Origin of the sequence: Yersinia sp. 2553 StPb PI, assembly GCF_052217105.1 — a bacterium.
Lineage (GTDB): Bacteria > Pseudomonadota > Gammaproteobacteria > Enterobacterales > Enterobacteriaceae > Yersinia > Yersinia enterocolitica_E.
In genome coordinates this window covers 4,271,522-4,297,370 of sequence record NZ_JAZGPX010000002.1, presented here as the reverse complement: position 1 = coordinate 4,297,370, position 25,849 = coordinate 4,271,522, and the positions used below count along the sequence as shown (strand labels likewise).

The window sequence follows — 25,849 nt, the reverse complement described above, 5'->3', positions numbered from 1 at the left end:
GCGTGAGTCATCGCCGCTAACAACCCTGCAGCGTCAAGGACTAAGGGGAAACTATTCGTCGTCGTACTGTGGACCGGCATAGTTATCAAAGCGCGACCATTGACCGTTAAATTTCAGCCGGACAGATCCGATCGGACCGTTACGCTGTTTACCCAAAATAATCTGCGCGATCCCTTTCTCATCACTGTTCTCGTGATACACCTCGTCACGATAGATAAACATGATTAAGTCCGCATCTTGTTCGATAGAGCCGGATTCACGTAAGTCGGAGTTAACGGGCCGTTTATCAGCACGTTGCTCCAAACTACGGTTAAGCTGTGATAACGCCACTACCGGGACTTGCAACTCTTTCGCCAGAGCTTTGAGTGAGCGCGAAATCTCGGCGATTTCCAACGTTCGGTTATCAGAAAGAGACGGCACCCGCATCAATTGCAGGTAGTCGATCATAATCAGACTCAAACCACCATGTTCGCGGAAAATACGCCGCGCGCGGGAGCGCACTTCTGTCGGTGTCAGACCGGATGAGTCATCGATGTACATATTGCGTTTTTCCATCAATATGCCCATGGTGCTGGAAATACGCGCCCAATCCTCATCATCGAGTTGGCCGGTTCGGATACGGGTCTGGTCAACATGTGACAGCGACGCCAGCATACGCATCATGATCTGATCGCCGGGCATCTCCAAACTGAAGATCAATACCGGTTTTTCCTGCATCATCGCGGCGTTTTCACACAAGTTCATCGCAAACGTGGTTTTACCCATTGATGGACGCGCGGCGACAATGATCAAATCTGATTTCTGTAAACCGGCGGTTTTTTTATCAAGGTCGGTAAAGCCGGTTGAAACACCGGTCACCCCATCATGGGGCCGCTGATAAAGTTGCTCAATTCGCGCGACCGTGGCTTCGAGGATTTGATCGACACTTTTCGGCCCTTCATCTTTACTGGCGCGGCTTTCAGCTATCTGAAACACTTTGGATTCAGCCAAATCCAGCAGATCTTCACTGCTACGCCCTTGGGGATCATAACCGGCGTCAGCTATCTCATTGGCGACCGAGATCATTTCACGAACTACCGCACGTTCGCGCACAATATCAGCATAGGCACCAATATTCGCTGCACTTGGGGTGTTTTTCGATAACTCTGCCAGATAGGCAAATCCCCCCACCGAATCCAGATCGCCTTTTTGCTCTAGCGACTCAGACAAGGTGATCAAATCGATAGGTTTGCTGTTTTCCAGCAAACGCTGCATTTCAGTAAAGATTCGGCGATGCGGGCGGCTGAAGAAGTCATTGCTGGCAACGCGTTCTGACACATTATCCCAGCGTTCATTATCCAGCATCAAACCGCCCAACACGGACTGCTCTGCCTCCAGCGAATGAGGCGGGAGTTTCAGCCCTTCCATCTGGCGGTCTCGTGGCTCTGTCATATTGTTGGTTGGTTTTTTTGCGGCCATGAAGAGTGTTCTTTACCTTTGTTGCGATAGGAAAATATCGAATAGAAAATATAACGGCCTAGTATATACACAAAGTAATTGGAGTTGCAGGTAGACCGCAAATGAATGGAGCTGATGAGTTCAGAAAGTTCGCTGATGAGGAAAAAAAAAACCGCCCACATTGCCGCACCGTCTTATTCGCAGAGGTAATAATATTCCCTATTACATATCGGTATTAGCCAGATCTTGGCACTCCGTGCAGAACCCTGTAGGGTGAAAATACACCTATCTATAGGAGCTACCATGGCAAAGCATATCCAATTCAGTACCACTGGCGGGCCGGAAGTGTTGCAATACCTTGACTTTACCCCTTCTGACCCTGCAGCACATGAAGTTCAGGTAGAAAACAAAGCGATCGGTATTAACTATATCGATACTTATGTTCGCAGTGGGCTTTATTCACCATCACAGTTTCCCAGTGGGTTGGGAACAGAGGCGGCGGGAATTGTCACTAAAGTTGGTTCGTCGGTTAACACAATCAATGTCGGTGACCGGGTGGTATATGCCCAATCAGCTCTCGGGGCTTACAGCGAAGTGCATAATGTTGCGGCAGAGAAGATTGCCATACTTCCTGACAACATCTCTTTCGAGCAGGCCGCAGCATCATTCCTCAAAGGGCTGACCGTCCACTATCTGTTGCGCCAAACCCACGAGATAAAACCGGGTGAGGTATTCCTATTCCATGCGGCGGCGGGTGGTGTCGGACTAATTGCTTGCCAGTGGGCGAAAGCGCTTGGTGCTAAGCTTATCGGCAGTGTTGGCTCTGATGAAAAGGCCGAATTGGCAAAAGCCTCTGGCGCCTGGGCCACGATTAACTATCGTACAGAAAATATCGCCGAGCGGGTGGCAGAGCTGACTAATGGCGAGAAAGTGGGTGTGGTGTATGACTCGGTTGGGAAAAGTACCTGGCTGGATTCGCTTAATAGCCTTAAGCGCAGAGGCTTGATGGTGAGTTTCGGTAATGCCTCCGGCCCAGTGACAGGAGTAGATCTTGCCATCCTGAACCAAAAAGGCGGGCTATATGTTACTCGCCCCTCCCTCAACACTTATGTCACCAATCGGCAAGAGTTAGCAAGTGCCAGCCACGAACTGTTTTCACTGATTGCTGGCGGAGCCATTAATGTCGATGTGGCAAAAGCACAGCAATTCCCGTTGCGTGATGCTCACCGTGCCCATCAAATCCTAGAAAGCCGCCAGACCACAGGATCCAGCTTGCTGATACCCTGAGTTGTTTGGCCATTCCTAAGGTAATATTGTTGAAAAAACAAAGGGCTCCGATTAGGGAGCCCTTCTTTACAACGCTTTCTTTGATGCACATGTAGGGGTACAGCAGCGTATTCTGTCAGAGCTAACTGCCGTTTATACGGCTATTTTTACCTCTGGCAGGGATGAAAATGCGATACCAAATCGTATCGGTTAGCATCCTAGCAAGCACGCCCGAGAAAAAATACGTTTTCCCTCTGATTCGCCCCACTAATCTTTCAGGCTGTGATCGCTACCGCAAGAAAGGGAAATTTTAGTAACGCCGGACTATCGGTTTCTGCATCGAACGCCATATCCAGACGGCCACAACCGCCAGAATCAACCAAGGTAGCAGCTTAATCATCATGACGAATAAGCCCCCTACCATCATAAAAGCAGCAGCCACCAGTAATGCAGCGAAGATCCCTAACAGGGAAATACCGGTTACCATCAGCATGATAAAAAAGCCGATAACAAAGAGAATTTCAAACATGGCTGGCTCCTTAATAATTGTGTATGTCCCACAACCACATCATTAAATATAACGAACAAATCGGGGATTTTATAAGAAGTATTACAAGAAGCATGCCAACTTTAACATATCAGCTAATTCATTGAATTTAATGATTAAGTAATATTAATACCTACCAGAAAAATGGATAGGCATGGTCAATTTGACTAACTTATAGCTAATTTACTATTCTATTATACTCAAAGTAATTGGCGTCGCAGGTAGGCAGCAAGTGAACGCATCCCGATGAGCTTACACAGTCAAGTGATTTGGGTGACAAATCTGCCGGGAGCAGATTTGAACGCTGCAAGCAGCGGCCTCGCCTTGCGAGGCCCACCGGATGGGCCGAGTAACTAGCGTAGCTAACAACCCTGCGACTTCAAGGACGAAGGGTATAAGGCCGAGTGACCAGCGCTAAGGCTTGCTCTACTACAACAACGCCAGCACCAGGCTTATGGGCATTTTCGCTTAGATGGCGACGCCATTGACGCGCACCAGGAATTCCCTGAAAAATCCCAAGAATATGCCGGGTGATGTGGCCCAAATAAGCGCCGCGAGACAACTCCTGTTCGATATAAGGATAAAGCGCTTCAATCGCCTTAATGCTATCGACCACTGGGGCATTTACATCAAATAGTTCGCGATCCACTTGGGTCAAAATGCTTGGATTTTGGTAGGCTTCACGGCCCATCATTACCCCATCAAGATGTTTAAGATGCTCTTTGGCTTCAGCCAGCGTTTTCACACCACCATTAATGGCAATAGTCAGTGTTGGGAAATCACGCTTGAGCTGATAAACCCGCTCATAATCCAGCGGTGGCACTTCACGGTTCTCTTTCGGGCTAAGCCCTGAGAGCCAGGCTTTGCGAGCATGAATGGTAAAGATATCGCATTCGCCACGGTCCGCCACCGTTTGCACAAACTCGCATAAGAACTCATAGCTATCCAGTTGGTCAATGCCGATACGAGTTTTAACGGTGACAGGAATAGAAACCACATCGCGCATAGCTTTAATGCAGTCAGCGACCAGTTCAGCCTCATCCATCAGGCAAGCGCCAAAACGACCATTTTGTACCCGATCAGACGGGCAACCCACATTTAGGTTTATTTCATTGTAGCCGCGTTGTTCAGCCAATTTGGCACAATGGGCCAGCGCCTGCGGGTCACTGCCTCCAAGTTGCAGTGCCACCGGATGATCCTGTTCGCTATAAGCCAGATAGTCAGCTTTACCATGAATAATGGCACCGGTGGTGACCATTTCGGTATATAACAAGGTCTGCTTGGTTAACAAACGATGAAAATAACGGCAATGACGATCGGTCCAATCGAGCATCGGCGCGACGGAAAAACGTTGTAGAGGGTAGTGTGGCTTATTGGCCGGGGTGCTGGAAAAAGTCTGGGCTGCGTGCATTTACGGTGATTTCATCGGTTATTATTTCATCAAATACCCTTTAAAGTTGCCCGCCGAGCGAACCCTACAAAGGGATGGAATGAGTAATTATACCATAGAAGCTGACCATAGCTGCCTGTGTGATAATTGAACTCTACGACTGATCGTTCTGTCATCGAATCCTGTGAATTAACAAAAGTGTGATACCCACCTTCCCCTCGTTTTTTCACCTATCGGCGATTAACGCTAAATATGGTAAAATCATTTCAATTCAAATGCTGCGGGATGGATATCATGAAACCTATCGATGAGGAAAAGCTGCTGGCTCAGGCTGAAAGTCTGTGTCAACAACGTAACGTCCGGCTGACACCGCAACGTCTTGAAGTACTACGCTTAATGGCACAACAACCTGGCGCAATCAGTGCCTATGACCTGTTGGATTTGTTGCGTGTGTCTGAGCCACAAGCCAAGCCTCCAACTGTTTATCGCGCATTGGATTTTTTGCTGGAGCAAGGGTTTATTCACCGCGTCGAGTCAGCTAATAGTTATGTGCTATGTCATCATTTTGAAGAGCCAACCCATACTTCAGCGCTATTTATCTGTGATCGGTGCAAAATAGTCACTGAACGCACCACCGTGGGCATTGAAGAGGCATTGTCACAGTTAGCAAAACAATCAGGTTTTGTGCTGCGTCACAGTGTGGTTGAAGCGCACGGTTTATGTGCTGAATGCGGGGAAGTTGAAGCATGCGAAAGCCATGAGCATTGTGACCATGACCACTCTATTGTTACTAAAAAGAAATAGCTGCGTACCTAATTGAAGTTGCAGCAATGTTAGCTGCTCTCCAATTACTTTTGCCTTATACCCGTCATACTTCAAGCTGCATGTGTGTTGGCTGCTCTCAATAACCCGAATCACTTACTCATGTAAGCTCATCGGGATTAATGAGCCTCATCCTTGAGGCTCACCCAGCGGGCTAGCATAAATGCTGTACAAATCGGTTACCGCCTTCCTGCAACTCGAATTATTTAGGGTATAGATAGAGATCCCTGGTGGGTATATATCGGTTAGCAAAAAGTAGACTGCCGCGAGCAATGCGACAGGGTAATAATTAATAATAAGGCACGTCCTTGTGCAGATGTAGATATAAATACAGGTGAGCTAGAATAGCTTTTATTAAAATAACCTCACCGCTTCAATATAATTGGAGTTGATACACCAATAACTAGACGGGGTTGATTAACAATGCATATTCTATGAAACGAGAGACCCGATTAATTTATATCAATATCAGTTTAATTCCATTTAATGCTGTTACCAGCGATATTTGCTGTGGTCTTCCCAGGCTTTGACTTCTTTCTCGGCTTGCTCTTTCTGATAGCCGTATTTCTCCTGGATTTTACCCACTAGCTGGTCACGCTTACCTTCGATTACCGTTAAGTCATCGTCAGTCAGCTTGCCCCATTTTTCTTTCACTTTACCTTTAAACTGCTTCCAGTTACCGTCGGCTTGATCTTTATTCATAATATCTCCGTTACCTTGGGATTAGTCAGTTTATTTAATTCAATACGATAAACGTTCTCTATTGATAAAAACAACCACATTTAAATTAGTCACTCACAGTCATAATTTAAAATTAAACTTCGTTGTTTCGCTTACCGTACGAATAATTATAGCAGAGGATACTAGCAATTAAAGTCAGGATAATATTAATCACTGAGATTATAGCTATAAAGTAAAAATAAGCACTGATATTATTCAGTTAAAACAGTAGGTAATAACTTATTGTCGGAATCGTCTCAATCTAAATAACTTTTCCATACTTGGAGCTGTAGCAGGCTAGCTGTACTTGTTACTTGGCCCCTTCCCAGACATCACCTCTGAGAGGCCGCAGCAAGCAGCATTCAAATTTTCTCCCCGCAGATTTGTCATCCAAATCATCTACTTGTCGTTAGCATTGATCGGAATTAGCGAGCTTCTTTGCGGCTGCCTGCCTGCAACGTCAATTAATTTGGGCGTCTGAATCGTTTAATGGGGTCATTAATAATAAAAAGCCGCTCCTGAGCAGGAACGGCTTATCAGTTCAATATAAAACGCTAATGTTAGATCCAGTCACCATTACGGATAACACCGACGGCCAATCCTTCAATGGTGAAGCTTTGTTCGCGCAGATCGACAATAATCGGTTGGAACTCACTATTTTCTGGCAAAAGCTGTACGATATTACCTTGTTTTTTCAAGCGTTTTACCGTCACTTCATCATCAATTCGTGCCACTACAACTTGCCCGTTACGCACATCTTGCGTTTTATGCACCGCTAATAGGTCGCCATCCAGAATACCGATATCTCTCATCGACATCCCATTAACCCGCAACAGAAAATCTGCACTCGGTTTAAACATTGATGGGTCTACTTTGTAGTGCCCTTCGATATGCTGCTGTGCCAGCAAAGGTTCACCTGCGGCAACCCGACCAATCAGTGGCAGGCCATCTTCTTCTTCCATCAGCAAACGAATGCCACGGGAAGCGCCAGAAACAATCTCAATGACGCCTTTACGGGCCAGTGCTTTTAAATGCTCTTCAGCGGCGTTAGGAGAGCGAAACCCCAGACGCTGCGCAATTTCGGCACGGGTCGGTGGCATGCCGGTTTGCGCTAAGTGATCGCGAACCAGGTCATAAACCTCTTGCTGTCTGGTAGTAAGTGCTTTCATTCCGCCCCCTGTTTGTTTATACAGTCTTGCTGTGAGTATATACAGGTAAGCGGGTGTTGGGAACCAAAGAGTGAATAAAAACAGGGATTAATCACAGCTTATTTCTGCGGCATTGTTCGTCATAACATTAACCGGCATGCTGCCAAAGTACGGTTATCCAAACAAATAACGCTAACAAGATAGCGAGGAATACCGCCGCGGACCCCATATCTTTGGCGCGGCCCGATAGCTCATGGAACTCACTGCCAATCCTGTCCACTACCGCCTCAATCGCACTGTTAATGACTTCGATAATTATCACTAAAACCACGCTACCAATTAATAAAAGGCGTGCGATAGCATCTACATCCAGCCAGAAGGCCAGTATGATAGCGATTATGGCAGCAACAGCTTCCTGACGAAATGCCGCTTCGTTTTTCCAGGCAGCCGTTAAGCCTTTCACAGAATAACCGGCCGCTTTATAGACTCGGGCCAGCCCTGTTGATTGATTCGCCATGTTTTATTGCCTTTATCTTAAGTTAATGATGATTTTTGCCGCTTTCTGTTGTCTTATCACCACAGATCTCAAAACCAGTTTCTGGTATCCTTGCGACGAATTGCTAACAAGAGGCTTCATGTAGTTATGTCAGGTTGGCGTAAAATATATTATAAGTTATTGAATTTACCACTTAAAATGTTGGTAAAAAGCAAGGTTATTCCGGCAGACCCTGTGACTGAGTTAGGGCTAGACCCCTCTCGTCCTATTCTGTACGTTTTGCCTTACAATTCTAAGGCTGATTTGCTGACTTTGCGAGCGCAGTGTCAAGCACAAGACCTGCCCGACCCATTGATTCCATTGGAAATCGATGGAGTGCAACTGCCCAGCCATGTGTTTATCGATAATGGCCCGCGGGTCTTTCGCTACTACGCGCCTAAACAGGAATCGGTAAAGCTGTTCCACGACTATCTGGATTTGCACCGCAATAATCCCGAGTTAGATATCCAGATGTTACCGGTTTCCGTGATGTTTGGTCGTTCGCCGGGGCGTGAAGGCCACGGAACACCCCATCTGCGCGTGCTTAACGGAGTGCAAAAATTCTTCGCGGTATTGTGGCTGGGTCGCGATAGTTTTGTGCGTTTCTCTACCACAGTTTCACTGCGCAGGATGGCCAGCGAGCACGGTACCGATAAAACTATCGCCCACAAACTGGCTCGCGTAGCGCGGATGCACTTCTCCCGTCAACGCCTGGCAGCGGTTGGCCCTAGTCTGCCTGCCCGGCAGGATCTGTTCAAAAAGTTGCTGACATCAAAGGCGATTGAAAAGGCCGTCGCCGATGAAGCGCGGACCAAGAAAATCTCCCATGAGAAAGCACAGCAAAATGCCATTACGCTGATGGAAGAGATCGCAGCCGACTTCTCATATGAAGCCGTGCGCCTGTCTGACAGAGTATTGAGCTGGACGTGGAACCGTTTGTATCAAGGTATTAACGTCCATAATGCAGAACGGGTGCGGCAGTTGGCGCAAGATGGCCATGAAATCGTCTATGTGCCTTGTCATCGCAGCCATATGGATTATCTGCTGCTCTCCTACGTGCTTTATCATCAAGGGCTGGTGCCGCCGCATATTGCCGCTGGGATTAACCTTAACTTCTGGCCTGCCGGGCCTATCTTCCGCCGTTTGGGCGCGTTCTTTATTCGTCGCACCTTTAAAGGCAACAAACTCTATTCAACGGTTTTCCGCGAGTATTTAGGTGAACTGTTCACCCGTGGTTATTCAGTTGAATACTTTGTTGAAGGAGGCCGCTCACGTACCGGCCGCCTGCTGGAGCCAAAAACTGGCACACTGTCGATGACCATTCAGGCGATGTTGCGTGGTGGCTCACGTCCAATCACTTTGGTGCCGATTTATATCGGTTACGAACATGTGATGGAAGTGGGTACCTATGCCAAAGAGCTGCGTGGTGCGACCAAAGAGAAAGAGAGCCTGTTGCAGATGCTGCGGGGCTTGCGTAAGTTGCGTAACCTCGGTCAGGGCTATGTCAACTTTGGTGAACCGATCCCGTTGACCACCTATCTGAACACCAATGTACCGCAATGGCGTGATGCCATTGATCCGATTGAAGCTCAGCGCCCAAGCTGGCTGACACCGGCGGTAAATGATTTGGCCGGTAAGATCATGGTGAGAATAAATAATGCGGCAGCAGCGAATGCCATGAACTTGTGTTCTACCGCATTGTTAGCCTCACGTCAGCGTTCACTCACCCGCGAGCAGTTGCTTGAGCAACTTGATTGCTATCTGCAACTGATGCGTAATGTGCCTTATGCGAAAGATGTCACTGTGCCGGATAAAACACCGGAAGAGTTACTTAATCACGCCTTGAATATGAATAAGTTTGAGGTGGAGAAAGACAACATTGGTGACATTATCATCCTGCCACGGGAACAAGCCGTGCTGATGACCTATTATCGCAATAATATCCAGCACTTACTGATGCTACCGTCACTGATAGCCAGCATGGTGATGTACCACCGCCGCATTACCCGTGACGAATTGTTGCGCCAAATCAGTATGATTTATCCGATGTTGAAAGCTGAACTGTTCCTGCATTACAGCAAAGAGCAGTTACCACAGACGCTGGACACGCTGATAGATGAACTGGCCCGCCAGCAGTTGATTTGTGACAAAGGGACCGAACTAGTGCTTAATCCGGCCCGAATTCGCCCACTGCAATTACTGGCCGCCGGTGTGCGGGAAACCCTGCAACGATACGCGATTACCCTGTCGCTGCTCAGTGCCAATCCGAGTATTAACCGTGGAGCGCTGGAGAAAGAGAGCCGTATCATGGCGCAGCGATTGTCTGTTCTGCACGGGATTAACGCACCAGAATTCTTCGATAAAGCGGTATTTTCAACACTGGTCGGTACCTTGCGTGAAGAGGGATATATCAGTGACAGTGGTGACGCGGTTCAGGAACATACGTTGGAAGTTTACAATATGCTGAGTGCGTTGATGACGCCGGAAGTGAAACTGACTATCGAGAGTGTCAGTATGCCAGCCGAAACCAGCAATCAACGGCCAGAATCCGAGGCAGAGGATAAATCGGAAGATTGATTCCTCAAGCCGCTAAACAAAAATGGCCGGATTCATCATCTGGCCATTTTTTTGACTGTTTTCCAGAAACGTATTTACTGCCAATAACTAATCAGAATCCCTAAAAACAACACCAGCCCTACGTAATTATTATTCAAAAACGCACGGAAGCAGGCGTCGCGGTCACGCTGCACAATCATCTTTTGTTGGTGGATAAACAAGGCACCCGCCAGCAGGATTGACCAATAGAATGCGCCGCCCAACCCCATCAGCCAGCCGATAGCAACCATCAACACCAGTGTAGCCAGTTGCAGTAAACCTATAATCAGCTTGTCATGTTGACCAAATAAAATCGCCGTGGACTTAACTCCAATTTTCAGGTCATCGTCGCGATCAACCATTGCGTATTGCGTGTCATAAGCGACGGTCCAGCAGATGTTCGCCAGCAATAACAGCCAACAAACCAAGGGTAAGCTCTCACTCACCGCAGCGAATCCCATCGGAATTGACCAACCAAAAGCTGCGCCTAATACCACTTGGGGTAGATGAGTGACCCGCTTCATAAACGGATAAATCCAGGCTAACGCCAGTGCTGCCAATGATAACCAAATGGTCATGCTATTAAGGGTTAACACCAGACCAAACGAGAGCAGTACCAAAACGACAAACAGGATTTTGCTCTCTCGTTCACTGATAATGCCACTGGGTAACGGGCGGGATGCGGTGCGTTTTACAAAGCCATCAATATTTCGGTCAGCATAATCATTGACGACACAACCAGCCGCACGCATAAAAAACACACCCAACACAAACACAATCAGTATTTTGGTTTCTGGGATACCCTGCCCTGCCAGCCATAATGCCCACAGCGTCGGCCACAATAGCAATAACGAGCCAATAGGCTTATCAATCCGCATTAAACGGCAATAAGCCTGCCATTTGGTCTGAACAGTACTTCCCTTCAATTTATCCATCTCCAAAATCTTACTACGGCTTAAACCGAATACAGTGGCGAGGCCGGTAAAAAAACTTCCGTCAGTAACAGGGGTTTGCCTGACAGACGCAGCAACGAGCGGCGCGCCCAAAGTTCATTCTGCCGCCCTACTTGAATATAATCACGGCTTAAATTGTCCCCACCAAATAAATAGCGCCCGAGTGGGAGGGTGCCCAAATCCACCAGCGCCCTATCCGGCCCAGACAGTGTCTGCTCGGGGATAACCGTGCGACCAAGCAGCCAAGGCTCATTATCACCACACAAAATGATTTCCCGCAGCCAATAGCGTTCGCTTACAGGTAAGTGCTCCGCATCTTCCCCTAACTCATTACGCGTAATAAAGCATTCTCGCTGGGGTTCGACATGAACCCGTTGGCAATGCTGCTCAAAACGCCGGGTCATCGACCCCAACTCCATCAACCAATCAGCGATAGCAGTTGGTAAATTCGGCTGCTCAATGGCACACCATTGGATAGGTTTTATAATTGATGCATCGCCGGTAGACATGCAGTTTGCTCCCTGCTGGGAAGAAAATATCGCCCCCCGCTAATTCGTAGATAAGGGGGCATTGTAGCGCAGATTAGCTCCCCAGCGACATCAGGTTGCTTTTTTTAATACGGCTAACAAACTAAACTCTTCAATATGTTCAAAGATAAATCCAGCCCGCATTTTTATACCCCGATCTGGCTTGCCACTGTTCGGTTCACTTAGTGAATAATACCCATCCTCAGCATCACCGAAATCGATAGGGTAGAAAGTGTTGGTTTTTTCATCATATAAAACATTATTAAAATTCAAGTCATTATGGATGATATTGCAATAGCCTAAATTGTCCAGCATACGTAAAAAGCTTTCCTTCGCACCTGGCGGGAAAACTTTAGTATTAATCTCTGCCAACGTTTTGCCTGGCACTCGGTACATTCTTATATAATGTATATCACCCTTGCTAATTAACTCCGCAGCGCCTTCGCCGTAGTATCGATTAAAAAACTCAACTTCTTTCTTGAATACCTTATCTATAAGGTATGGATCTTTCGTACCTATTTTCTTGAGAAGAAAACCGGGGTTATTGGCATCAAGATAGATTTCAGCTGTCAATCCGCTGCCAATTTTCTTGCCTAATTTAATGGCAGGATTAAATTCAGGATTAGTCGCTTTTGATAGCGTTGGCCCGCCCCCTGGTAACCTGCCCTGCCGGCTAAATTCAGGGCCTTGTTTCAAGACAACACCCACGTCCTTACCGGTGGTTAAGTCGACTTCCCAATAGGTCGCGCCGCCCCCCTGTCTGACCCAAGCTTCACGCATTCCACCAGAGACGAGTGGATCTTTTAGCTCAACCCATTGCACTTCAACTGGCTTTCCAGGCGGGCTTGGTATCGTCTGACGCGTTGGTATCACTTCGCCTTCCGCAACCGGCAAACGGGAAGGTATAACAGGCCGTGACGGAGGAGCCAAAGGACCCGATGGCTTTACGCCCAGTGGCGAATTTTCAATCAATTTCACCCCGCGTTCCATTCCCCTGAGCTGACCCGCCTCCATCACCATAGCCACCATACCCGCTGCCATATTTTCATTTTCGTTACGGGAACGCGGACCTTCGACTCTGGCGATAGTACACATCGGGTTAGGTAGTGGGAGTTTACACACCCAACTCTCTTCTAACGATGTCCAGGCCGTGCGCCAAAAACGCGAATTTTCAGTTTCTGGCCGATAGTCCTTGGCAAGGGCATTGATTTTATCTTGTAGCGCACCACTCTCTGGCCGCTGACCTTTCTCAATTAATGTTTTGATTGCCTGAGAGCGAACTGCCGGATGCGATTTTATCCACTCATGATATTCAGTTTTTTTCGCATCTAGCGTCTTATAAACATCAATCGACCTACCGTTCTTACCAGGCATCGACATATTGGCGACAAAGCGATTGCTTGCATCCCGACGCCGTTTAAATTCATTAACAGGTGAATCATTTTGCTTATGCGGGTCGCTATAACGGTAATAATAAGCTCTGGAATCATCGACTTTTTCCACCCCAGCCTCTGTCAGGATCTCTCTTATCGCCTGATCGTCATCAAAAGCGGCGGGAAGATGGCGATAGGCTAGACGCATATCGAGATAAGCGAGTTGTCGCTCTATTTTTTCTTGCGCTGTTTTATAAAGTCGATAATGCGCCAAAATATATAAGGGGTGGCTTTGCTCAGTAAGTTGAGCCAGCGATTTAAGGTCCGATACAAATCTTTCATGTTCCACGTCAATGGCTGTACCGGCAACGACGTTGTCTACCATTAGATTTATTCTATTAAAGGTGACTTGAGCTGACTCAGACAAATGGGACACATCGATTGATCCGGCTATTCTTTTGATGACACCAGCCGTTTGCTCTACGGTCAGAGGCTCGACTTCATTAGATTGGCTGAAGTGAGATAAGAAGATTGCCGTCGGACTGTAGCGCGCTCCACCGCTCTTATGTAATTGCTCTTCTTCCTGAAGTAATAATGTATACAGTTGCTCGGTATTCTTATCTACCAACTCATCAAAAGCCCTACCTTGCAATTGATAATGTAACTTAAGTGTAGTTTTGAGCGAAAACGCCAAACTGCCTACTGCGTGTTCGAAATCGATAAATTGAGTGAAATCCTGTTGGCTACAGGCATCAAATCCAATCTGTCCGCATCCGGTTAAAATCATTTCCCCCAATTCCAGCGACTCCTTTTTCAGATAGCTGCCCTGGGCATTTTTCGGTGCAAATCCATTAGCAAGATAGGCCTCTGGTGCTTGCAATATCGTAGGCTGAGCATCCATCCCTTCATGGATAACCCTTAACACCCTGGCCGCTCTGGAAACCGCTAGTTCCGGCGAATCTAGATGCTCCAGCCCCCAATCGTTTAAATCCGCAGTGGAAATTCCTGCTGTTTCACCATAGCGATTGCCATAATGGGAATGGTTATAAAGTATCGCCGCCTGAAGCTTGGTCTCTTTATTTTCAGGCCGATAAACTGCCATGGATAATTCAGCCAGCGTGGGCTGATACTCTTGATTCAACCACCAGGCAAGACTCAGGGCGGCGAGTGGCGTCAGTTTTTCTGCTGTGGATAGTGTCAGGCTCTTTTGGCATAACTTAAACAGGATATCCCGCTCCAGGCTGATAACACGAGCTTTTTCATACCCTTGAGCCGCGGTTAACCCAGGCCTTAAATGTGATAAATCATCTAAACTATTTGCAGACTCCAATCCCTCTACAGCATGGAGTTGTAGATAAAAATCCACAATTCGCCCGACTCGGGCGTCACTGATTGCTGGAAATTGTTGCGTCCACGTTTTCTGATCCAGGACTCTGGTACTATCAATTAACTGCATCGCCTGACTGAAAACAGGATCCGACGTCGAACTTACATTGGGCAGCTCTTGTGCCATCTTTTCTAATAACTCATGGTCTCTTGCCGTCACCTTTAATGGCAATATCTTCTCTTCCTGAAGGGATGTAAACTGAGCCATGATAGAACTCATAGTTAACAATGAAAGATTATCTTCTGTGATCGGCGGGGCCCACGGTTGCGCCATAAATGGAATCGGCCACGACTGTAGCGTGGCCGATAGGCAGAGTTGGTTTTCCTTCGGCATCAATAGCACCTTAATTTGAATGGATAAACAATAAACCGTCATTCAATTTATGATATCGGCGCAAGCTCAATCGCATGCCTTTTAAATTCTCATTTAATCTTTTTCTTTCTAGCAAAAAACTAAATAAGTGAGTTTGAGATTTAAAGCAGAATTAACCAAAACAAGGTGTCGCGAAGATAACCAATAGCAAAACGAGGCGTTGCGAGCGGCAGTAGCTGTATATAAGACCCAACGAAAAAAGGTGCGCCAAAGCGCACCAACCATCTAGCCATATTCGGCAGTGCCGGGATTTAACCCTTGCCTTTTACACTACCAATAAAGGTTTTTCGGGCTGAAGTTGAGCCCAAATGTTCCGCCTCGTTCAACAATTTCAGCGCCTTATCGACATCACCGGCTTTCACCGCATCTTTAATCGCCTGGTTGAAGTAGTTTTCAGTGTCGCTCAGCATTGGCTCCGCAGGTTTTATCGGTGCGGGTACTGCGGCTGGCGTAGGTTGAACCGCACTGCCGACCACGACTGGAGCCGAAGCCGGTGCTGACTGTATTAAGCCAATCATAACGTTGCCCATCCCCTGCTCAGCAGTTGCCTTGATTTTCAGGTTGCCTGTCGGGGTGTGTTTCGCAATAGGATCTGGGATATCCGGTACCGCATTGCCGACACCCATGGCATAAGCTTTAGCCGGATCAAGTAACTTGGTGGTTTTTGCTAAATCGTCACGGGTGGTATAAACCAGCAGATAAATTTGTTTCTGGCCCAGTGCCGGGGTCAGTTTCATCACCCCTTGCAGACGATCACTGGTCATAATGCCCGCTTTTTCATAAGTGAAATAGCTGGATGGATAGTAAGCCGCTGGGCGCATTTGCTCGTCCAGCACTAAAACGCTAGGGGAAAAGAGCTGATTATCAGTCACTAAACTGCTAAGTGTAATCTCCATCGATCCACGATCGGCGGGTAAAGCAAAAGCGGCAACAGCCCCTTCAATATTCCCTTGAGAGATTTGTGGACTCGCCGCAGTCAGTTTGATGTCCTGCGTAGTCGGTGGCACTAATGGCTGCCATGGTAACTGCTGTAAGGTGGCGGTACTGATCGTCGGCGCGATAGAAACATTCGCCGGAGAAATAGTTGACTCTGCTTGCACCGCCAGAGGTGCTGTAACCCCTAAAGCCAATGCCAGACAAAGTGACAGTAGATTCTTTTTCATTGTTATTACCCTCATACATTGAGCGTCAGCGCTAACTGTGCACAGGCAAGGTCGGCAGAGTTAACCAAATCCCCGTCATACTTCAAGCTGCATGGGCGTTGGCTGCAACTCGAATTATTTAGGGCATCTCACTTTTCTTGTTTAAACAATCAAACAGCCGCCCCAAAGGGCGGCTGCATCATGCTGTTACCACCAAGCTTCGAATTGCGCACCAAAGGTGACTTCGTTGCTCTTACCGCGGCTATCAGTACCGATAGTCCCGTTTTGTGCCAGACCGTTGTCCGCGCTACCGCTGACATCGTTATAGCCCCACTTCTCATCCCAGTTGGCATAAGTTGCGAAGACACGAATTGCCGGGCGTGACCAGATGCTATCGCCTGCCTGCCACTGTTGTGCCAGAGTCAGTTTGTACTGGCCGTTACGGTCACCGGTACGTTGTGACTTAACATTGTCGTAGCCCGCTTCCAGCAAGGTACTCATGATTGGGGTCCATTTGTACATCGGACGCACCCCCACGCTGTACCAAGTGGTGCCGTTTTGGTTGTCCCAGTCAGTGTCCTGATACAACGCGACGTACATCATGTCCCACTTCTCAGCCAGGTTGATGGCACCGTGGTCGATAACACGTAATCTGTTACCGTTGTTATTAACGTTTGCACCTTCAGAGTGACCTGATTGTGATGATGTCATTGAATCTGTTGCGTATTGCACCACGAACTTGTTAAAGCCACCCATCATGCTTTGGGTATGTTCAACCGTCAGCATGACACCATCTTTAGAGGCATCAGGAGCTAACGCGTAGTCGTCCTGAGTATTGGCGCGGCCATAATCCACACCAAACTCCAAAGTGCCGCCTGGGTTAGTTTCTAAACCGGCTAAACGCACATCGAACACATCATTAGCAGTGTGGTCAGCATCTTTACGGGCATTATCGATCCAGGCACTTGAACCACCCGCTTCTGAGTTACGGGTTGCTGCCAGAGATAACTTACCGAAGCCCAGATCAATAGCTTCTACACCTGCACCTGGACCTGAGATATCCCAGTAGTAGAAGTCAATCATATGGACGTCATGACGTTGATAGAAGCGTTTACCGGCCCACATGGTGGAACCCGGTAACCATTCGATCAGGTTTTTACCCTGCACGTTAGCCTCACGGAATGCAGGAGATGTTGACTCCCAGTCATTCTGTTGTGAAACGGAATACGCCACGTTGGTATCGAAGTAGAAGCTCTTGTCGCCTTCTTTCCACAATTCCTGGCCTAATTTAATTTCCGCATACGTTTCACACTCGTTACCCAGACGGTATTTACTTTGGGCGCCAGTGGCTTTGAAACATTGCTGTTCGCCACCGCTTCCTGTCCAACCGATACCGGAACGTGCATACCCGTGGAAATCAACAGCCATAGCTTGAGTAGAAAGAACACCAGCGGCAACAGCCAGTGCTATCGGTAACTTGCGCAGAGTAGTCATCAGTAATCTCCTGTTATATTTGCCTGTCGGCATGCGTGCTTTACATTCTGCTTTGGCTAGACGCCCAGTTCCTGGTACAACCGCTTACACGCAGTGCCGTCCTCACGGAACAGATGACAGCGTTGCGGCGGCAGGCCAATAGCGAATGTTGCACCTTCTTCTACCAGCACCACGTCGTTCTGGCGGTAGACCAGGTTCTGACGTATTGCCGGGATTTGGATGTGAATTTGAGTTTCATTACCCAGTTGCTCTACCACCTGAATCTCACCTTCCAGCGTGACTTCAGAGGCACTGCTTGGCAGCAGATGTTCCGGGCGAATACCCAAAGACATATTTGCACCGACCTGAACCTGAGTACCTTCCACCGGCAGCCACACTAACTGGCCATTTGGATTTGGCAGTTCAATCTGTACCTGACGAGGTTCAACGGCGGTCACTTTAACCGGTAAAAAATTCATTTTTGGCGAGCCAATAAAGCCCGCGACAAAGCGATTAGCTGGGTAGTGATACAGCTCCAGCGGCTTGCCGACCTGCGCAACATTGCCGGCATCCAGCACCACAATCTTGTCTGCCAGCGTCATCGCTTCCACTTGGTCATGGGTGACGTAAATCATGGTGCGTTGCAGGCGCTTGTGGAGGCGCGAGATCTCAATGCGCATCTGCACCCGCAGTGCCGCATCTAGGTTGGACAGGGGTTCATCGAGCAGGAATACATCCGGCTCAGCGACCAGTGTCCGGCCAATTGCCACACGCTGGCGTTGACCACCGGATAGCGCTTTTGGCCGCCGGTCCAGCAGGTGAGCCAGTTGCAGCACTTCGGCTACCTGATTCACCCGTTGGTTAATTTCGGCTTTCTTCGCACCCGCCAATTTCAGACCGAACGACATGTTCTCTGCTACCGACAGATGGGGATAAAGTGCATATGACTGAAACACCATGCCAATACCGCGTTCAGATGGCGGCACTTCGTTCATCCGTTTGCCACCAATCAGCAGCTCACCCGAGGTTATGTCCTCAAGACCGGCAATCATCCGCAGCAGCGTTGACTTTCCACACCCTGATGGGCCAACAAACACCACAAACTCACCGTCATCGATTTCCAGATTGATATCTCTGGAGATCACCGCCTCACCAAAGGCCTTATAAACGCCGCTCAGCGTTACATTAGCCATCTGTTACTCCTTTGCTTACGCAAACAACTTTTCATATGAACCTGAATGAAGAAAAATGGCGGAAGCAAACCCCGGCATAACCCATCGATTACTCCCAGCCCCTGATGACTCTCGCACTACGCGTCGTACCGCCATGCTTAGAGCAGGTTGCCTCGGACGACGTCGCGGCCTGAGTATAGGGCTGCACATTGCTTAACGCTTCAAGGTGCTGATCTGTCTGGGTGATAATTAACCGAACAACCACATTTTGTTGGCGACGGTGTTTCAATGCTGCCGATAGTGCGCGAGTGGCACTATTTGGTAATCATCCGTAACAAAGTTTTTCATGGGGGAGGAGATGGGAGGATGAGGGAACGACCCGCGTGGGCAGAAGTTCCACTGGAAAGACAAATACGTGATCTGGCTTGCAAATTTCGACCTGCATTAATGTGTCTGACACCACAGAATAGGCAGCAGTGTTAACTGGGTCACAATAACCTGCTGGGGGGCGTAGAGGGGGGGAGGATGATGGTATATCCGGTTGTGACTCAATATGTCGGCGTAGTGTTTTGGTCAGTGTAATAAATAATTTGCAGCCCAACATTTTTTGCAGCGCTGCCACACCCTCCTCACTTAGTGATTCACGGCTACACCAGCCTGAAAATGGGCTACAGAATTCGCAGCTAATGATTCACAAGAAAGTCGATACCCACAAAATTGGATAAAAGGATTGGATTATGACTCGCAGCTTCACAAAATCCGGCATTGGTAAGACCGCACGTGTTTTGGCTCTTTCAGCATTAGCCACGCTGGTGCTCTCTTCCTCTGCTTTTGCCAAGATTGAAGAAGGTAAACTGGTTATCTGGATCAATGGCGATAAAGGTTATAACGGGTTGGCGGAAGTCGGTAAGAAGTTCGAGAAAGATACCGGCATCAAAGTCACTATCGAGCATCCAGATAAATTGGAAGAAAAATACCCGCAAGTGGCTGCCACTGGCGATGGCCCGGACATTATCTTCTGGGCTCATGACCGCTTTGGCGGTTACGCACAATCCGGTTTACTGGCTGAGCTACACCCTTCTAAAGCCTTCCAAGATAAACTGTTCCCATTCACTTGGGACGCCGTTCGCTTTAATGGCAAACTGATTGGTTACCCGGTCGCGGTTGAAGCACTGTCTCTGATTTACAATAAAGACTTAGTGAAAGAAGCACCAAAAACGTGGGAAGAAATCCCAGCGCTGGATAAAACCCTGCGTGCCAATGGCAAGAGCGCCATCATGTGGAACCTACAAGAACCGTACTTCACCTGGCCGGTTATCGCCGCTGACGGTGGCTATGCCTTCAAACTCGAAAACGGTGTATATGATGTGAAAAACGTTGGCGTGAACAATGCTGGCGCGAAAGCGGGTCTACAATTTATTGTCGATCTGGTGAAGAACAAGCACATCAATGCCGATACAGATTACTCCATTGCAGAAGCGGCCTTCAACAAAGGCGAAACAGCAATGACCATCAATGGCCCATGGGCATGGTCCAACATTGATAAGAGCAAAATCAATTACGGTGTGACCTTGCTGCCAACCTTCCACGGCCAGCCATCCAAACCGTTCGTCGGCGTGTTGACTGCCGGTATTAACGCCGCCAGCCCGAATAAAGAACTGGCAACTGAATTCCTGGAGAACTACCTGTTAACTGATCAGGGTCTGGCTGAAGTGAATAAAGACAAACCTCTGGGCGCAGTGGCACTGAAATCATTCCAGGAACAACTGGCAAAAGATCCACGCATTGCTGCAACCATGGATAACGCCACCAAGGGTGAAATCATGCCAAATATTCCACAAATGGCGGCTTTCTGGTATGCCACCCGCAGTGCGGTACTGAACGCCATCAGCGGGCGTCAGACAGTTGAAGCGGCATTGAACGACGCAGCAACGCGTATTACCAAATAACAGTTTCACCTGCAAAAGGGCACGATTCGTCGTGCCCAGCACCACTTGCTGTAACACTATAACAATACTCAAAGTACGAAGGGAATATTATGCAGTTATCCCACACCGAGTTCGAAAGTCGTAAAAAGAAAACCGCCTGGTGGCAGAGTGATGTGCTTAAATGGCTGATTATCGGCACATTAAGTCTATTCACCTGCTACTTGATCGTCTTGATGTATGCTCAGGGTGAATATCTTTTTGCCATCGTGACGCTAATTTTGGTGAGTCTGGGGCTGTATGTCTTTGCCAATCGTCGCGCCTATGCCTGGCGCTATGTTTATCCCGGCGTGGCAGGTATGGGGCTGTTTGTGCTGTTCCCACTGATTTGCACTATCGCTATCGCTTTTACCAACTACAGCAGTACCAACCAATTAACCTTTGAGCGTGCCCAATCAGTATTAATGGATCGGCAGTTTCAGACCGGTAAAACCTTTACCTTTGGCCTTTATCCCAGTGATAACCAATGGCGTTTGCAGCTTACCAACCCTGATGACAGCTCTGTTCTGATTTCCGCACCTTTCAGCCTTGATACGACGGGTGAGAAAAAAATCACAGTCGCCCCCACCAGCACTGAACAGACCGGCGAACGCGCGTCACTGCGTATCATTACTCAGAATCGCCAGGCACTCGCTGAGTTGGTGGCACTGCTGCCCAGTGGTGGCGAACTGCGCATGAGTTCACTGCGCCAGTTTTCAGCGACCAGCCCGCTCTATAAACTGGGCGCTGACGGTAAAGAGCTGCTCAATCAGCAAACCGGGGTTATCTATCGGCCAAACCCTGATGTCGGTTTTTACCAAGCCATTAACGCCGACGGCCAGTGGCAAAACGAAAAACTCAGTCCCGGCTTTACTGTCACTATCGGCTGGAAAAACTTCCTGCGGGTGCTGCATGATGAAGGGATACAGAAGCCTTTTATCTCCATCTTTATCTGGACCATTATTTTCTCGCTACTGACCGTGGTACTGACCGTTGCCGTCGGTATGGTTTTAGCCTGCGTGGTGCAATGGGACTCGTTGAAAGGCAAAGCGGTTTATCGCGTGCTGTTAATACTGCCCTATGCGGTACCGTCGTTTATTTCAATCTTGATTTTCAAAGGGTTATTTAACCAAAGCTTTGGTGAAATCAACCTGATGCTAAGTAGCCTGTTTGGCATCAAGCCCGCCTGGTTCAGTGACCCTATTACCGCGAAAAGCATGATTTTGATCGTCAACACCTGGCTCGGCTATCCCTACATGATGATTCTGTGCATGGGGCTACTCAAAGCGATTCCCGAGGACTTATATGAAGCCTCGGCAATGGATGGCGCAGGCCCGTTCCAGAACTTCTTCCGTATCACGTTGCCACTGCTGATTAAGCCGCTGACACCGCTGATGATTGCCAGCTTCGCCTTTAACTTTAACAACTTTGTGTTGATTCAGTTATTGACCAATGGCGGCCCGGATATGATTGGCACCACCACGCCAGCAGGCTATACCGACTTGCTGGTCAGCTACACCTACCGTATTGCCTTTGAAGGGGGCGGCGGCCAGGACTTTGGCTTGGCGGCAGCGATTGCCACCCTGATTTTCATTCTGGTCGGCGCGCTCGCGATACTGAATCTGAAAGCCAGCAAAATGAACTTTGACTAAGGAGGAGATGCAAATGGCAATGGTTCAACCTAAATCCCAGCGTTTGCGTCTATGGGGCACTCATTTTCTGATGTTGTGCTTTATCGCGCTGATTATGTTCCCGTTACTGATGGTAATTACCATCTCGCTGCGGCCCGGCAACTTTGCGACCGGTAGCCTGATCCCAGATCAGATTTCATGGGAACACTGGAAACTGGCGCTGGGTATGAGTGTGACTCACGCTGATGGTAGCGTAACCCCACCGCCGTTCCCGGTGATGTTGTGGTTATGGAACTCCATCAAGATTGCGGTCATTACCGCCATTGGGATTGTCACGCTCTCCACTACCTGCGCTTACGCCTTTGCCCGCATGCGTTTTCGCGGTAAAAGCACCCTGCTGAAAGGCATGTTGATCTTCCAGATGTTCCCAGCAGTGCTGTCACTGGTGGCGTTATATGCTTTATTCGACCGTATCGGACAGTATCTGCCATTTATCGGGCTGAATACCCACGGCGGGGTGATTTTTGCTTATATGGGCGGCATCGCCCTGCACGTCTGGACCATCAAAGGCTATTTCGAAACCATTGATAACTCACTGGAAGAAGCCGCGGCACTGGATGGCGCAACCCCATGGCAAGCTTTCCGACTGGTGCTGTTACCCCTGTCGGTACCGATTTTAGCCGTGGTGTTTATTCTGTCGTTTATCGCTGCTATCACCGAAGTCCCGGTGGCATCACTGCTATTGCGTGATGTGAACAGCTACACGCTGGCGGTGGGTATGCAGCAATATCTGAATCCGCAAAACTATCTGTGGGGCGATTTCGCCGCTGCTGCGGTACTGTCTGCCATTCCCATCACCGCAGTCTTCCTGCTGGCACAACGCTGGCTGGTAGGTGGCTTAACGGCCGGTGGGGTGAAGGGTTAACGATATCATCATTCTAAATTTCATCACCCAATACCCAAAGTAATTGGAATTGTAGCAAGGCAACAAACGAGTGAAGCCCGATGAGCTGACTTAGGTCAGTGATTCGGGTGAGAGAGTGCAGTAAACAAAGCTACAATTTCAAGTAAGAAGGGTATTTTTTCCCTCTGGTACTGTGTCTTTAGGGCGGCCGTAATGGCCGCCATTTTTATTCTCTTTTTAATCTTTCGGTATTCGCCAAATACAACGTCACCACCAGCAACAATATCGAACCAGAATAAATTAATGTATCGATTGGGTTTTCATGATCAACGATGATCAAGCGGATAATCGCGGTGATGCCGATATAGATAAAATAGCGCAACGGGAAGTGATAACCCGACTCAAAATACTTAACAATCAAAGCAATAAACTCAAAGTACAGGAAATAAATTACAATCCCTTCAATCAGCATGTAAGAAGATGCATCCTGATTATTGACGAATAAGACCTTACCAAGATGGAAGGTTTCTTTTATCAAAAAGACCACCAAAATAGCGGCCAATGCAATCAACCCCACATTCAGTAAACGCTGTAGATTTTTGGCTATCCATTGAGAACGCGAATTTTTGGCCATAAATACTCCCATTGAAAGTAGGTGAAATAATCCGGGCCGAAAAAAAGCCCCTTACTGGGTAAGGGGCTAATAAGCACGGATCAAAGAGCTTAAGCCCGCAAGCTTAACGCCAGTTCTTGAAACGGTTAATCAACGCATTGGTAGAACTGTCATGACTGGTTACGTTTTTATCATCTGTCAGTTCTGGCAAGATGCGATTAGCCAGTTGTTTACCCAGCTCAACACCCCATTGGTCGAAGGTATAGATATTCAGGATAATCCCTTGGGTGAAGATTTTGTGTTCATACAGCGCAATCAATGCACCCAGGCTGAACGGCGTAATTTCACGCAGCAGGATGGAGTTGGTTGGGCGATTGCCTTCAAACACTTTAAATGGCGCGACATGAGCCACTTGCTCAGGGGTTTTGCCTGCCGCAGCAAATTCAGCTTCAACTTCAACTAGTGATTTGCCAAATGCCAGTGCTTCGGTCTGGGCAAAGAAGTTCGACAGCAGCTTCGCGTGATGATCACTCAGTGGGTTATGACTGATAGCCGGTGCAATAAAGTCACAAGGAACCAATTTGGTGCCCTGATGGATCAACTGATAGAACGCATGTTGGCCGTTAGTACCTGGTTCACCCCAGATAATAGGGCCGGTCTGGTAATCCACTGGGGTACCGTTACGATCCACATACTTACCATTAGATTCCATATTGCCCTGCTGGAAGTAAGCTGGGAAACGGTGCATGTACTGATCGTAAGGCAGGATAGCTTCGGTTTCTGCACCGAAGAAATTGTTATACCAGATGCCGATCAATGCCAGCAGGATAGGCAGGTTGTGCTCCGCAGACGTTTCGGCGAAGTGTTTATCCATGGCATGCGCACCACTCAGCAGTTGTTCGAAGTGTTCGAAACCAACCGACAGCGCGATAGACAAACCAATGGCGGACCACAGCGAGTAACGGCCACCAACCCAATCCCAGAATTCAAACATATTGTTGGTATCAATGCCAAACTCACCCACAGCTTTGGCATTGGTCGACAATGCAGCAAAGTGTTTGGCGACATGTTCCACAGAAACCGCAGTAGACAGGAACCAGTCACGCGCACTGTGGGCGTTGGTCATGGTTTCTTGGGTAGTGAAGGTTTTTGATGCCACCAGGAACAGCGTGGTTTCTGGGTTCAACGGTTTCAACGTTTCAGCAATATGGGTGCCGTCAACGTTTGAAACGAAATGCATATTCAGATGATTTTTGTACGGGCGCAGTGCTTCAGTCACCATGTAAGGGCCGAGATCTGAGCCGCCGATACCGATGTTCACCACATCAGTAATCGCCTTGCCGGTATAACCTTTCCAGTCACCGCCAATCACGCGGTCACAGAACTGTTTCATTTTAGCCAGCACCGCATTCACTTCTGGCATCACATCCTTGCCATCCACCACAATCGGGGTGTTAGTGCGGTTACGCAAAGCAATATGCAGTACTGCGCGGTCTTCAGTGCGGTTTATTTTTTCACCGGAAAACATGGAGTTAATCGCACCGGCCAGATCAGTCTCCTTCGCCAGAGCTTGCAGCTTTTCCATGGTTTCGCTGGTAATGCGGTTTTTGGAGAAATCCACCAGCATTTGATCATCAAAAGTGGCTGAAAACTTGCTAAAACGCTGGTCGTCCTCGGCAAACAGACTGCTGATGGTGACATCTTTCATCTGCTCAAAGTGTTGCTGTAACGCTTTCCAGGCAGCGGTTTGACTAGGATTAATATTTTTCATAGCGGCGCTCTTCTAGGCTTAAGGATAATGAAACGAATGGGTTAATTGTATCCTGTTCGGGTGTGATTGAGATCTCTTTTCTTGCGATAGGTGCTATCTCTCGAAAC

20 protein-coding genes and 1 pseudogene are annotated in these 25,849 nt (G+C 48.2%); 6 read left to right on the top strand and 15 right to left on the bottom strand.

What is annotated here, in order from left to right; translation table 11 throughout:
• Positions 1 to 51: 51 nt before the first annotated feature.
• Positions 52 to 1,458, bottom strand: a complete 1,407-nt coding sequence (gene dnaB / locus V2A84_RS21005) for a replicative DNA helicase (protein ID WP_005191462.1) — start codon at positions 1,456 to 1,458, stop codon at positions 52 to 54.
• A 282-nt stretch (positions 1,459 to 1,740) separates the two neighbouring features.
• Here dnaB and V2A84_RS21000 point away from each other — a divergent pair, with 282 nt between their 5' ends.
• Positions 1,741 to 2,724: a quinone oxidoreductase gene (locus V2A84_RS21000; RefSeq protein ID WP_083162131.1), complete on the top strand. Its 984-nt coding sequence runs from the start codon at positions 1,741 to 1,743 to the stop codon at positions 2,722 to 2,724.
• Between the two features lie 289 nt (positions 2,725 to 3,013).
• On the opposite strand, the gene pspG is transcribed toward V2A84_RS21000, so the two are convergent.
• Both pspG and dusA read right to left on the bottom strand, forming a co-directional pair.
• Positions 3,014 to 3,232 carry an envelope stress response protein PspG gene (gene pspG / locus V2A84_RS20995; protein ID WP_083162129.1) on the bottom strand — a complete coding sequence of 73 codons (219 nt, stop codon included), beginning with the start codon at positions 3,230 to 3,232 and terminating at the stop codon, positions 3,014 to 3,016.
• Between the two features lie 397 nt (positions 3,233 to 3,629).
• Positions 3,630 to 4,661, bottom strand: coding sequence for a tRNA dihydrouridine(20/20a) synthase DusA (dusA, locus tag V2A84_RS20990; protein WP_083162127.1), 1,032 nt, complete (start codon positions 4,659 to 4,661; stop codon positions 3,630 to 3,632).
• Between the two features lie 273 nt (positions 4,662 to 4,934).
• On the opposite strand from dusA, the gene zur reads away from it, so the two are divergent.
• Positions 4,935 to 5,444 carry a zinc uptake transcriptional repressor Zur gene (zur, locus tag V2A84_RS20985; RefSeq protein WP_083164027.1) on the top strand — a complete coding sequence of 170 codons (510 nt, stop codon included), beginning with the start codon at positions 4,935 to 4,937 and terminating at the stop codon, positions 5,442 to 5,444.
• A gap of 510 nt (positions 5,445 to 5,954) precedes the next feature.
• Here the strand turns inward: zur and V2A84_RS20980 are convergent.
• The 3 genes from V2A84_RS20980 to V2A84_RS20970 form a co-directional block, all read right to left on the bottom strand.
• Complete coding sequence (locus V2A84_RS20980) at positions 5,955 to 6,164, bottom strand: CsbD family protein (RefSeq protein WP_004391853.1); 210 nt, start codon at positions 6,162 to 6,164, stop codon at positions 5,955 to 5,957.
• 578 nt (positions 6,165 to 6,742) lie between these two features.
• Positions 6,743 to 7,351 carry a transcriptional repressor LexA gene (gene lexA / locus V2A84_RS20975; protein ID WP_005191485.1) on the bottom strand — a complete coding sequence of 203 codons (609 nt, stop codon included), beginning with the start codon at positions 7,349 to 7,351 and terminating at the stop codon, positions 6,743 to 6,745.
• Between the two features lie 127 nt (positions 7,352 to 7,478).
• The gene (locus V2A84_RS20970; protein ID WP_083162113.1) at positions 7,479 to 7,847 is read right to left on the bottom strand and encodes a diacylglycerol kinase; all 369 of its coding nucleotides are present in this window, start codon (positions 7,845 to 7,847) and stop codon (positions 7,479 to 7,481) included.
• Between the two features lie 126 nt (positions 7,848 to 7,973).
• On the opposite strand from V2A84_RS20970, the gene plsB reads away from it, so the two are divergent.
• Positions 7,974 to 10,442 (top strand): glycerol-3-phosphate 1-O-acyltransferase PlsB, encoded by a 2,469-nt coding sequence (gene plsB, locus V2A84_RS20965; protein ID WP_372569722.1) that lies wholly within the window; start codon positions 7,974 to 7,976, stop codon positions 10,440 to 10,442.
• Between the two features lie 74 nt (positions 10,443 to 10,516).
• On the opposite strand, the gene ubiA is transcribed toward plsB, so the two are convergent.
• The 7 genes and pseudogenes from ubiA to V2A84_RS20930 form a co-directional block, all read right to left on the bottom strand.
• On the bottom strand, positions 10,517 to 11,386 hold the full coding sequence (gene ubiA, locus V2A84_RS20960; protein WP_083164025.1) for a 4-hydroxybenzoate octaprenyltransferase: 870 nt from the start codon (positions 11,384 to 11,386) through the stop codon (positions 10,517 to 10,519).
• A gap of 29 nt (positions 11,387 to 11,415) precedes the next feature.
• Complete coding sequence (gene ubiC, locus V2A84_RS20955) at positions 11,416 to 11,922, bottom strand: chorismate lyase (protein ID WP_083162109.1); 507 nt, start codon at positions 11,920 to 11,922, stop codon at positions 11,416 to 11,418.
• A 90-nt stretch (positions 11,923 to 12,012) separates the two neighbouring features.
• Positions 12,013 to 15,033, bottom strand: a complete 3,021-nt coding sequence (locus V2A84_RS20950; RefSeq protein WP_083162107.1) for an OspG family effector kinase — start codon at positions 15,031 to 15,033, stop codon at positions 12,013 to 12,015.
• 290 nt (positions 15,034 to 15,323) lie between these two features.
• Positions 15,324 to 16,235 carry a maltose operon protein MalM gene (gene malM, locus V2A84_RS20945; RefSeq protein WP_083162105.1) on the bottom strand — a complete coding sequence of 304 codons (912 nt, stop codon included), beginning with the start codon at positions 16,233 to 16,235 and terminating at the stop codon, positions 15,324 to 15,326.
• A 186-nt stretch (positions 16,236 to 16,421) separates the two neighbouring features.
• Positions 16,422 to 17,708: a maltoporin gene (locus V2A84_RS20940; protein ID WP_083162103.1), complete on the bottom strand. Its 1,287-nt coding sequence runs from the start codon at positions 17,706 to 17,708 to the stop codon at positions 16,422 to 16,424.
• 56 nt (positions 17,709 to 17,764) lie between these two features.
• Entirely contained in the window at positions 17,765 to 18,880 is a 1,116-nt protein-coding gene (gene malK, locus V2A84_RS20935; protein ID WP_005191494.1) for a maltose/maltodextrin ABC transporter ATP-binding protein MalK, read from the bottom strand.
• A 15-nt stretch (positions 18,881 to 18,895) separates the two neighbouring features.
• Positions 18,896 to 19,124, bottom strand: a pseudogene (locus V2A84_RS20930) (hypothetical protein).
• A 472-nt stretch (positions 19,125 to 19,596) separates the two neighbouring features.
• On the opposite strand from V2A84_RS20930, the gene malE reads away from it, so the two are divergent.
• The 3 genes from malE (at position 19,597) to malG (ending at position 23,379) form a co-directional block, all read left to right on the top strand.
• Positions 19,597 to 20,808: a maltose/maltodextrin ABC transporter substrate-binding protein MalE gene (gene malE, locus V2A84_RS20925; RefSeq protein WP_083162101.1), complete on the top strand. Its 1,212-nt coding sequence runs from the start codon at positions 19,597 to 19,599 to the stop codon at positions 20,806 to 20,808.
• A gap of 89 nt (positions 20,809 to 20,897) precedes the next feature.
• Entirely contained in the window at positions 20,898 to 22,475 is a 1,578-nt protein-coding gene (gene malF, locus V2A84_RS20920; RefSeq protein WP_083162099.1) for a maltose ABC transporter permease MalF, read from the top strand.
• 13 nt (positions 22,476 to 22,488) lie between these two features.
• Positions 22,489 to 23,379, top strand: a complete 891-nt coding sequence (gene malG / locus V2A84_RS20915; RefSeq protein WP_032907691.1) for a maltose ABC transporter permease MalG — start codon at positions 22,489 to 22,491, stop codon at positions 23,377 to 23,379.
• 205 nt (positions 23,380 to 23,584) lie between these two features.
• On the opposite strand, the gene psiE is transcribed toward malG, so the two are convergent.
• Positions 23,585 to 23,992 carry a phosphate-starvation-inducible protein PsiE gene (gene psiE, locus V2A84_RS20910; protein ID WP_004705335.1) on the bottom strand — a complete coding sequence of 136 codons (408 nt, stop codon included), beginning with the start codon at positions 23,990 to 23,992 and terminating at the stop codon, positions 23,585 to 23,587.
• 103 nt (positions 23,993 to 24,095) lie between these two features.
• Positions 24,096 to 25,742 (bottom strand): glucose-6-phosphate isomerase, encoded by a 1,647-nt coding sequence (gene pgi, locus V2A84_RS20905; RefSeq protein ID WP_083162097.1) that lies wholly within the window; start codon positions 25,740 to 25,742, stop codon positions 24,096 to 24,098.
• Positions 25,743 to 25,849 lie beyond the last annotated feature (107 nt).

What these genes read in the sequence shown, in the direction of transcription:
- dnaB (WP_005191462.1), bottom strand. Translation starts at nt 1,458, where the DNA reads ATGGCCGCAAAAAAACCAACCAACAATATGACAGAGCCACGAGACCGC.
- V2A84_RS21000 (WP_083162131.1), top strand. Translation starts at nt 1,741, where the DNA reads ATGGCAAAGCATATCCAATTCAGTACCACTGGCGGGCCGGAAGTGTTG.
- pspG (WP_083162129.1), bottom strand. Translation starts at nt 3,232, where the DNA reads ATGTTTGAAATTCTCTTTGTTATCGGCTTTTTTATCATGCTGATGGTA.
- dusA (WP_083162127.1), bottom strand. Translation starts at nt 4,661, where the DNA reads ATGCACGCAGCCCAGACTTTTTCCAGCACCCCGGCCAATAAGCCACAC.
- zur (WP_083164027.1), top strand. Translation starts at nt 4,935, where the DNA reads ATGAAACCTATCGATGAGGAAAAGCTGCTGGCTCAGGCTGAAAGTCTG.
- V2A84_RS20980 (WP_004391853.1), bottom strand. Translation starts at nt 6,164, where the DNA reads ATGAATAAAGATCAAGCCGACGGTAACTGGAAGCAGTTTAAAGGTAAA.
- lexA (WP_005191485.1), bottom strand. Translation starts at nt 7,351, where the DNA reads ATGAAAGCACTTACTACCAGACAGCAAGAGGTTTATGACCTGGTTCGC.
- V2A84_RS20970 (WP_083162113.1), bottom strand. Translation starts at nt 7,847, where the DNA reads ATGGCGAATCAATCAACAGGGCTGGCCCGAGTCTATAAAGCGGCCGGT.
- plsB (WP_372569722.1), top strand. Translation starts at nt 7,974, where the DNA reads ATGTCAGGTTGGCGTAAAATATATTATAAGTTATTGAATTTACCACTT.
- ubiC (WP_083162109.1), bottom strand. Translation starts at nt 11,922, where the DNA reads ATGTCTACCGGCGATGCATCAATTATAAAACCTATCCAATGGTGTGCC.
- V2A84_RS20950 (WP_083162107.1), bottom strand. Translation starts at nt 15,033, where the DNA reads ATGCCGAAGGAAAACCAACTCTGCCTATCGGCCACGCTACAGTCGTGG.
- malM (WP_083162105.1), bottom strand. Translation starts at nt 16,235, where the DNA reads ATGAAAAAGAATCTACTGTCACTTTGTCTGGCATTGGCTTTAGGGGTT.
- V2A84_RS20940 (WP_083162103.1), bottom strand. Translation starts at nt 17,708, where the DNA reads ATGACTACTCTGCGCAAGTTACCGATAGCACTGGCTGTTGCCGCTGGT.
- malK (WP_005191494.1), bottom strand. Translation starts at nt 18,880, where the DNA reads ATGGCTAATGTAACGCTGAGCGGCGTTTATAAGGCCTTTGGTGAGGCG.
- malE (WP_083162101.1), top strand. Translation starts at nt 19,597, where the DNA reads ATGACTCGCAGCTTCACAAAATCCGGCATTGGTAAGACCGCACGTGTT.
- malF (WP_083162099.1), top strand. Translation starts at nt 20,898, where the DNA reads ATGCAGTTATCCCACACCGAGTTCGAAAGTCGTAAAAAGAAAACCGCC.
- malG (WP_032907691.1), top strand. Translation starts at nt 22,489, where the DNA reads ATGGCAATGGTTCAACCTAAATCCCAGCGTTTGCGTCTATGGGGCACT.
- psiE (WP_004705335.1), bottom strand. Translation starts at nt 23,992, where the DNA reads ATGGCCAAAAATTCGCGTTCTCAATGGATAGCCAAAAATCTACAGCGT.
- pgi (WP_083162097.1), bottom strand. Translation starts at nt 25,742, where the DNA reads ATGAAAAATATTAATCCTAGTCAAACCGCTGCCTGGAAAGCGTTACAG.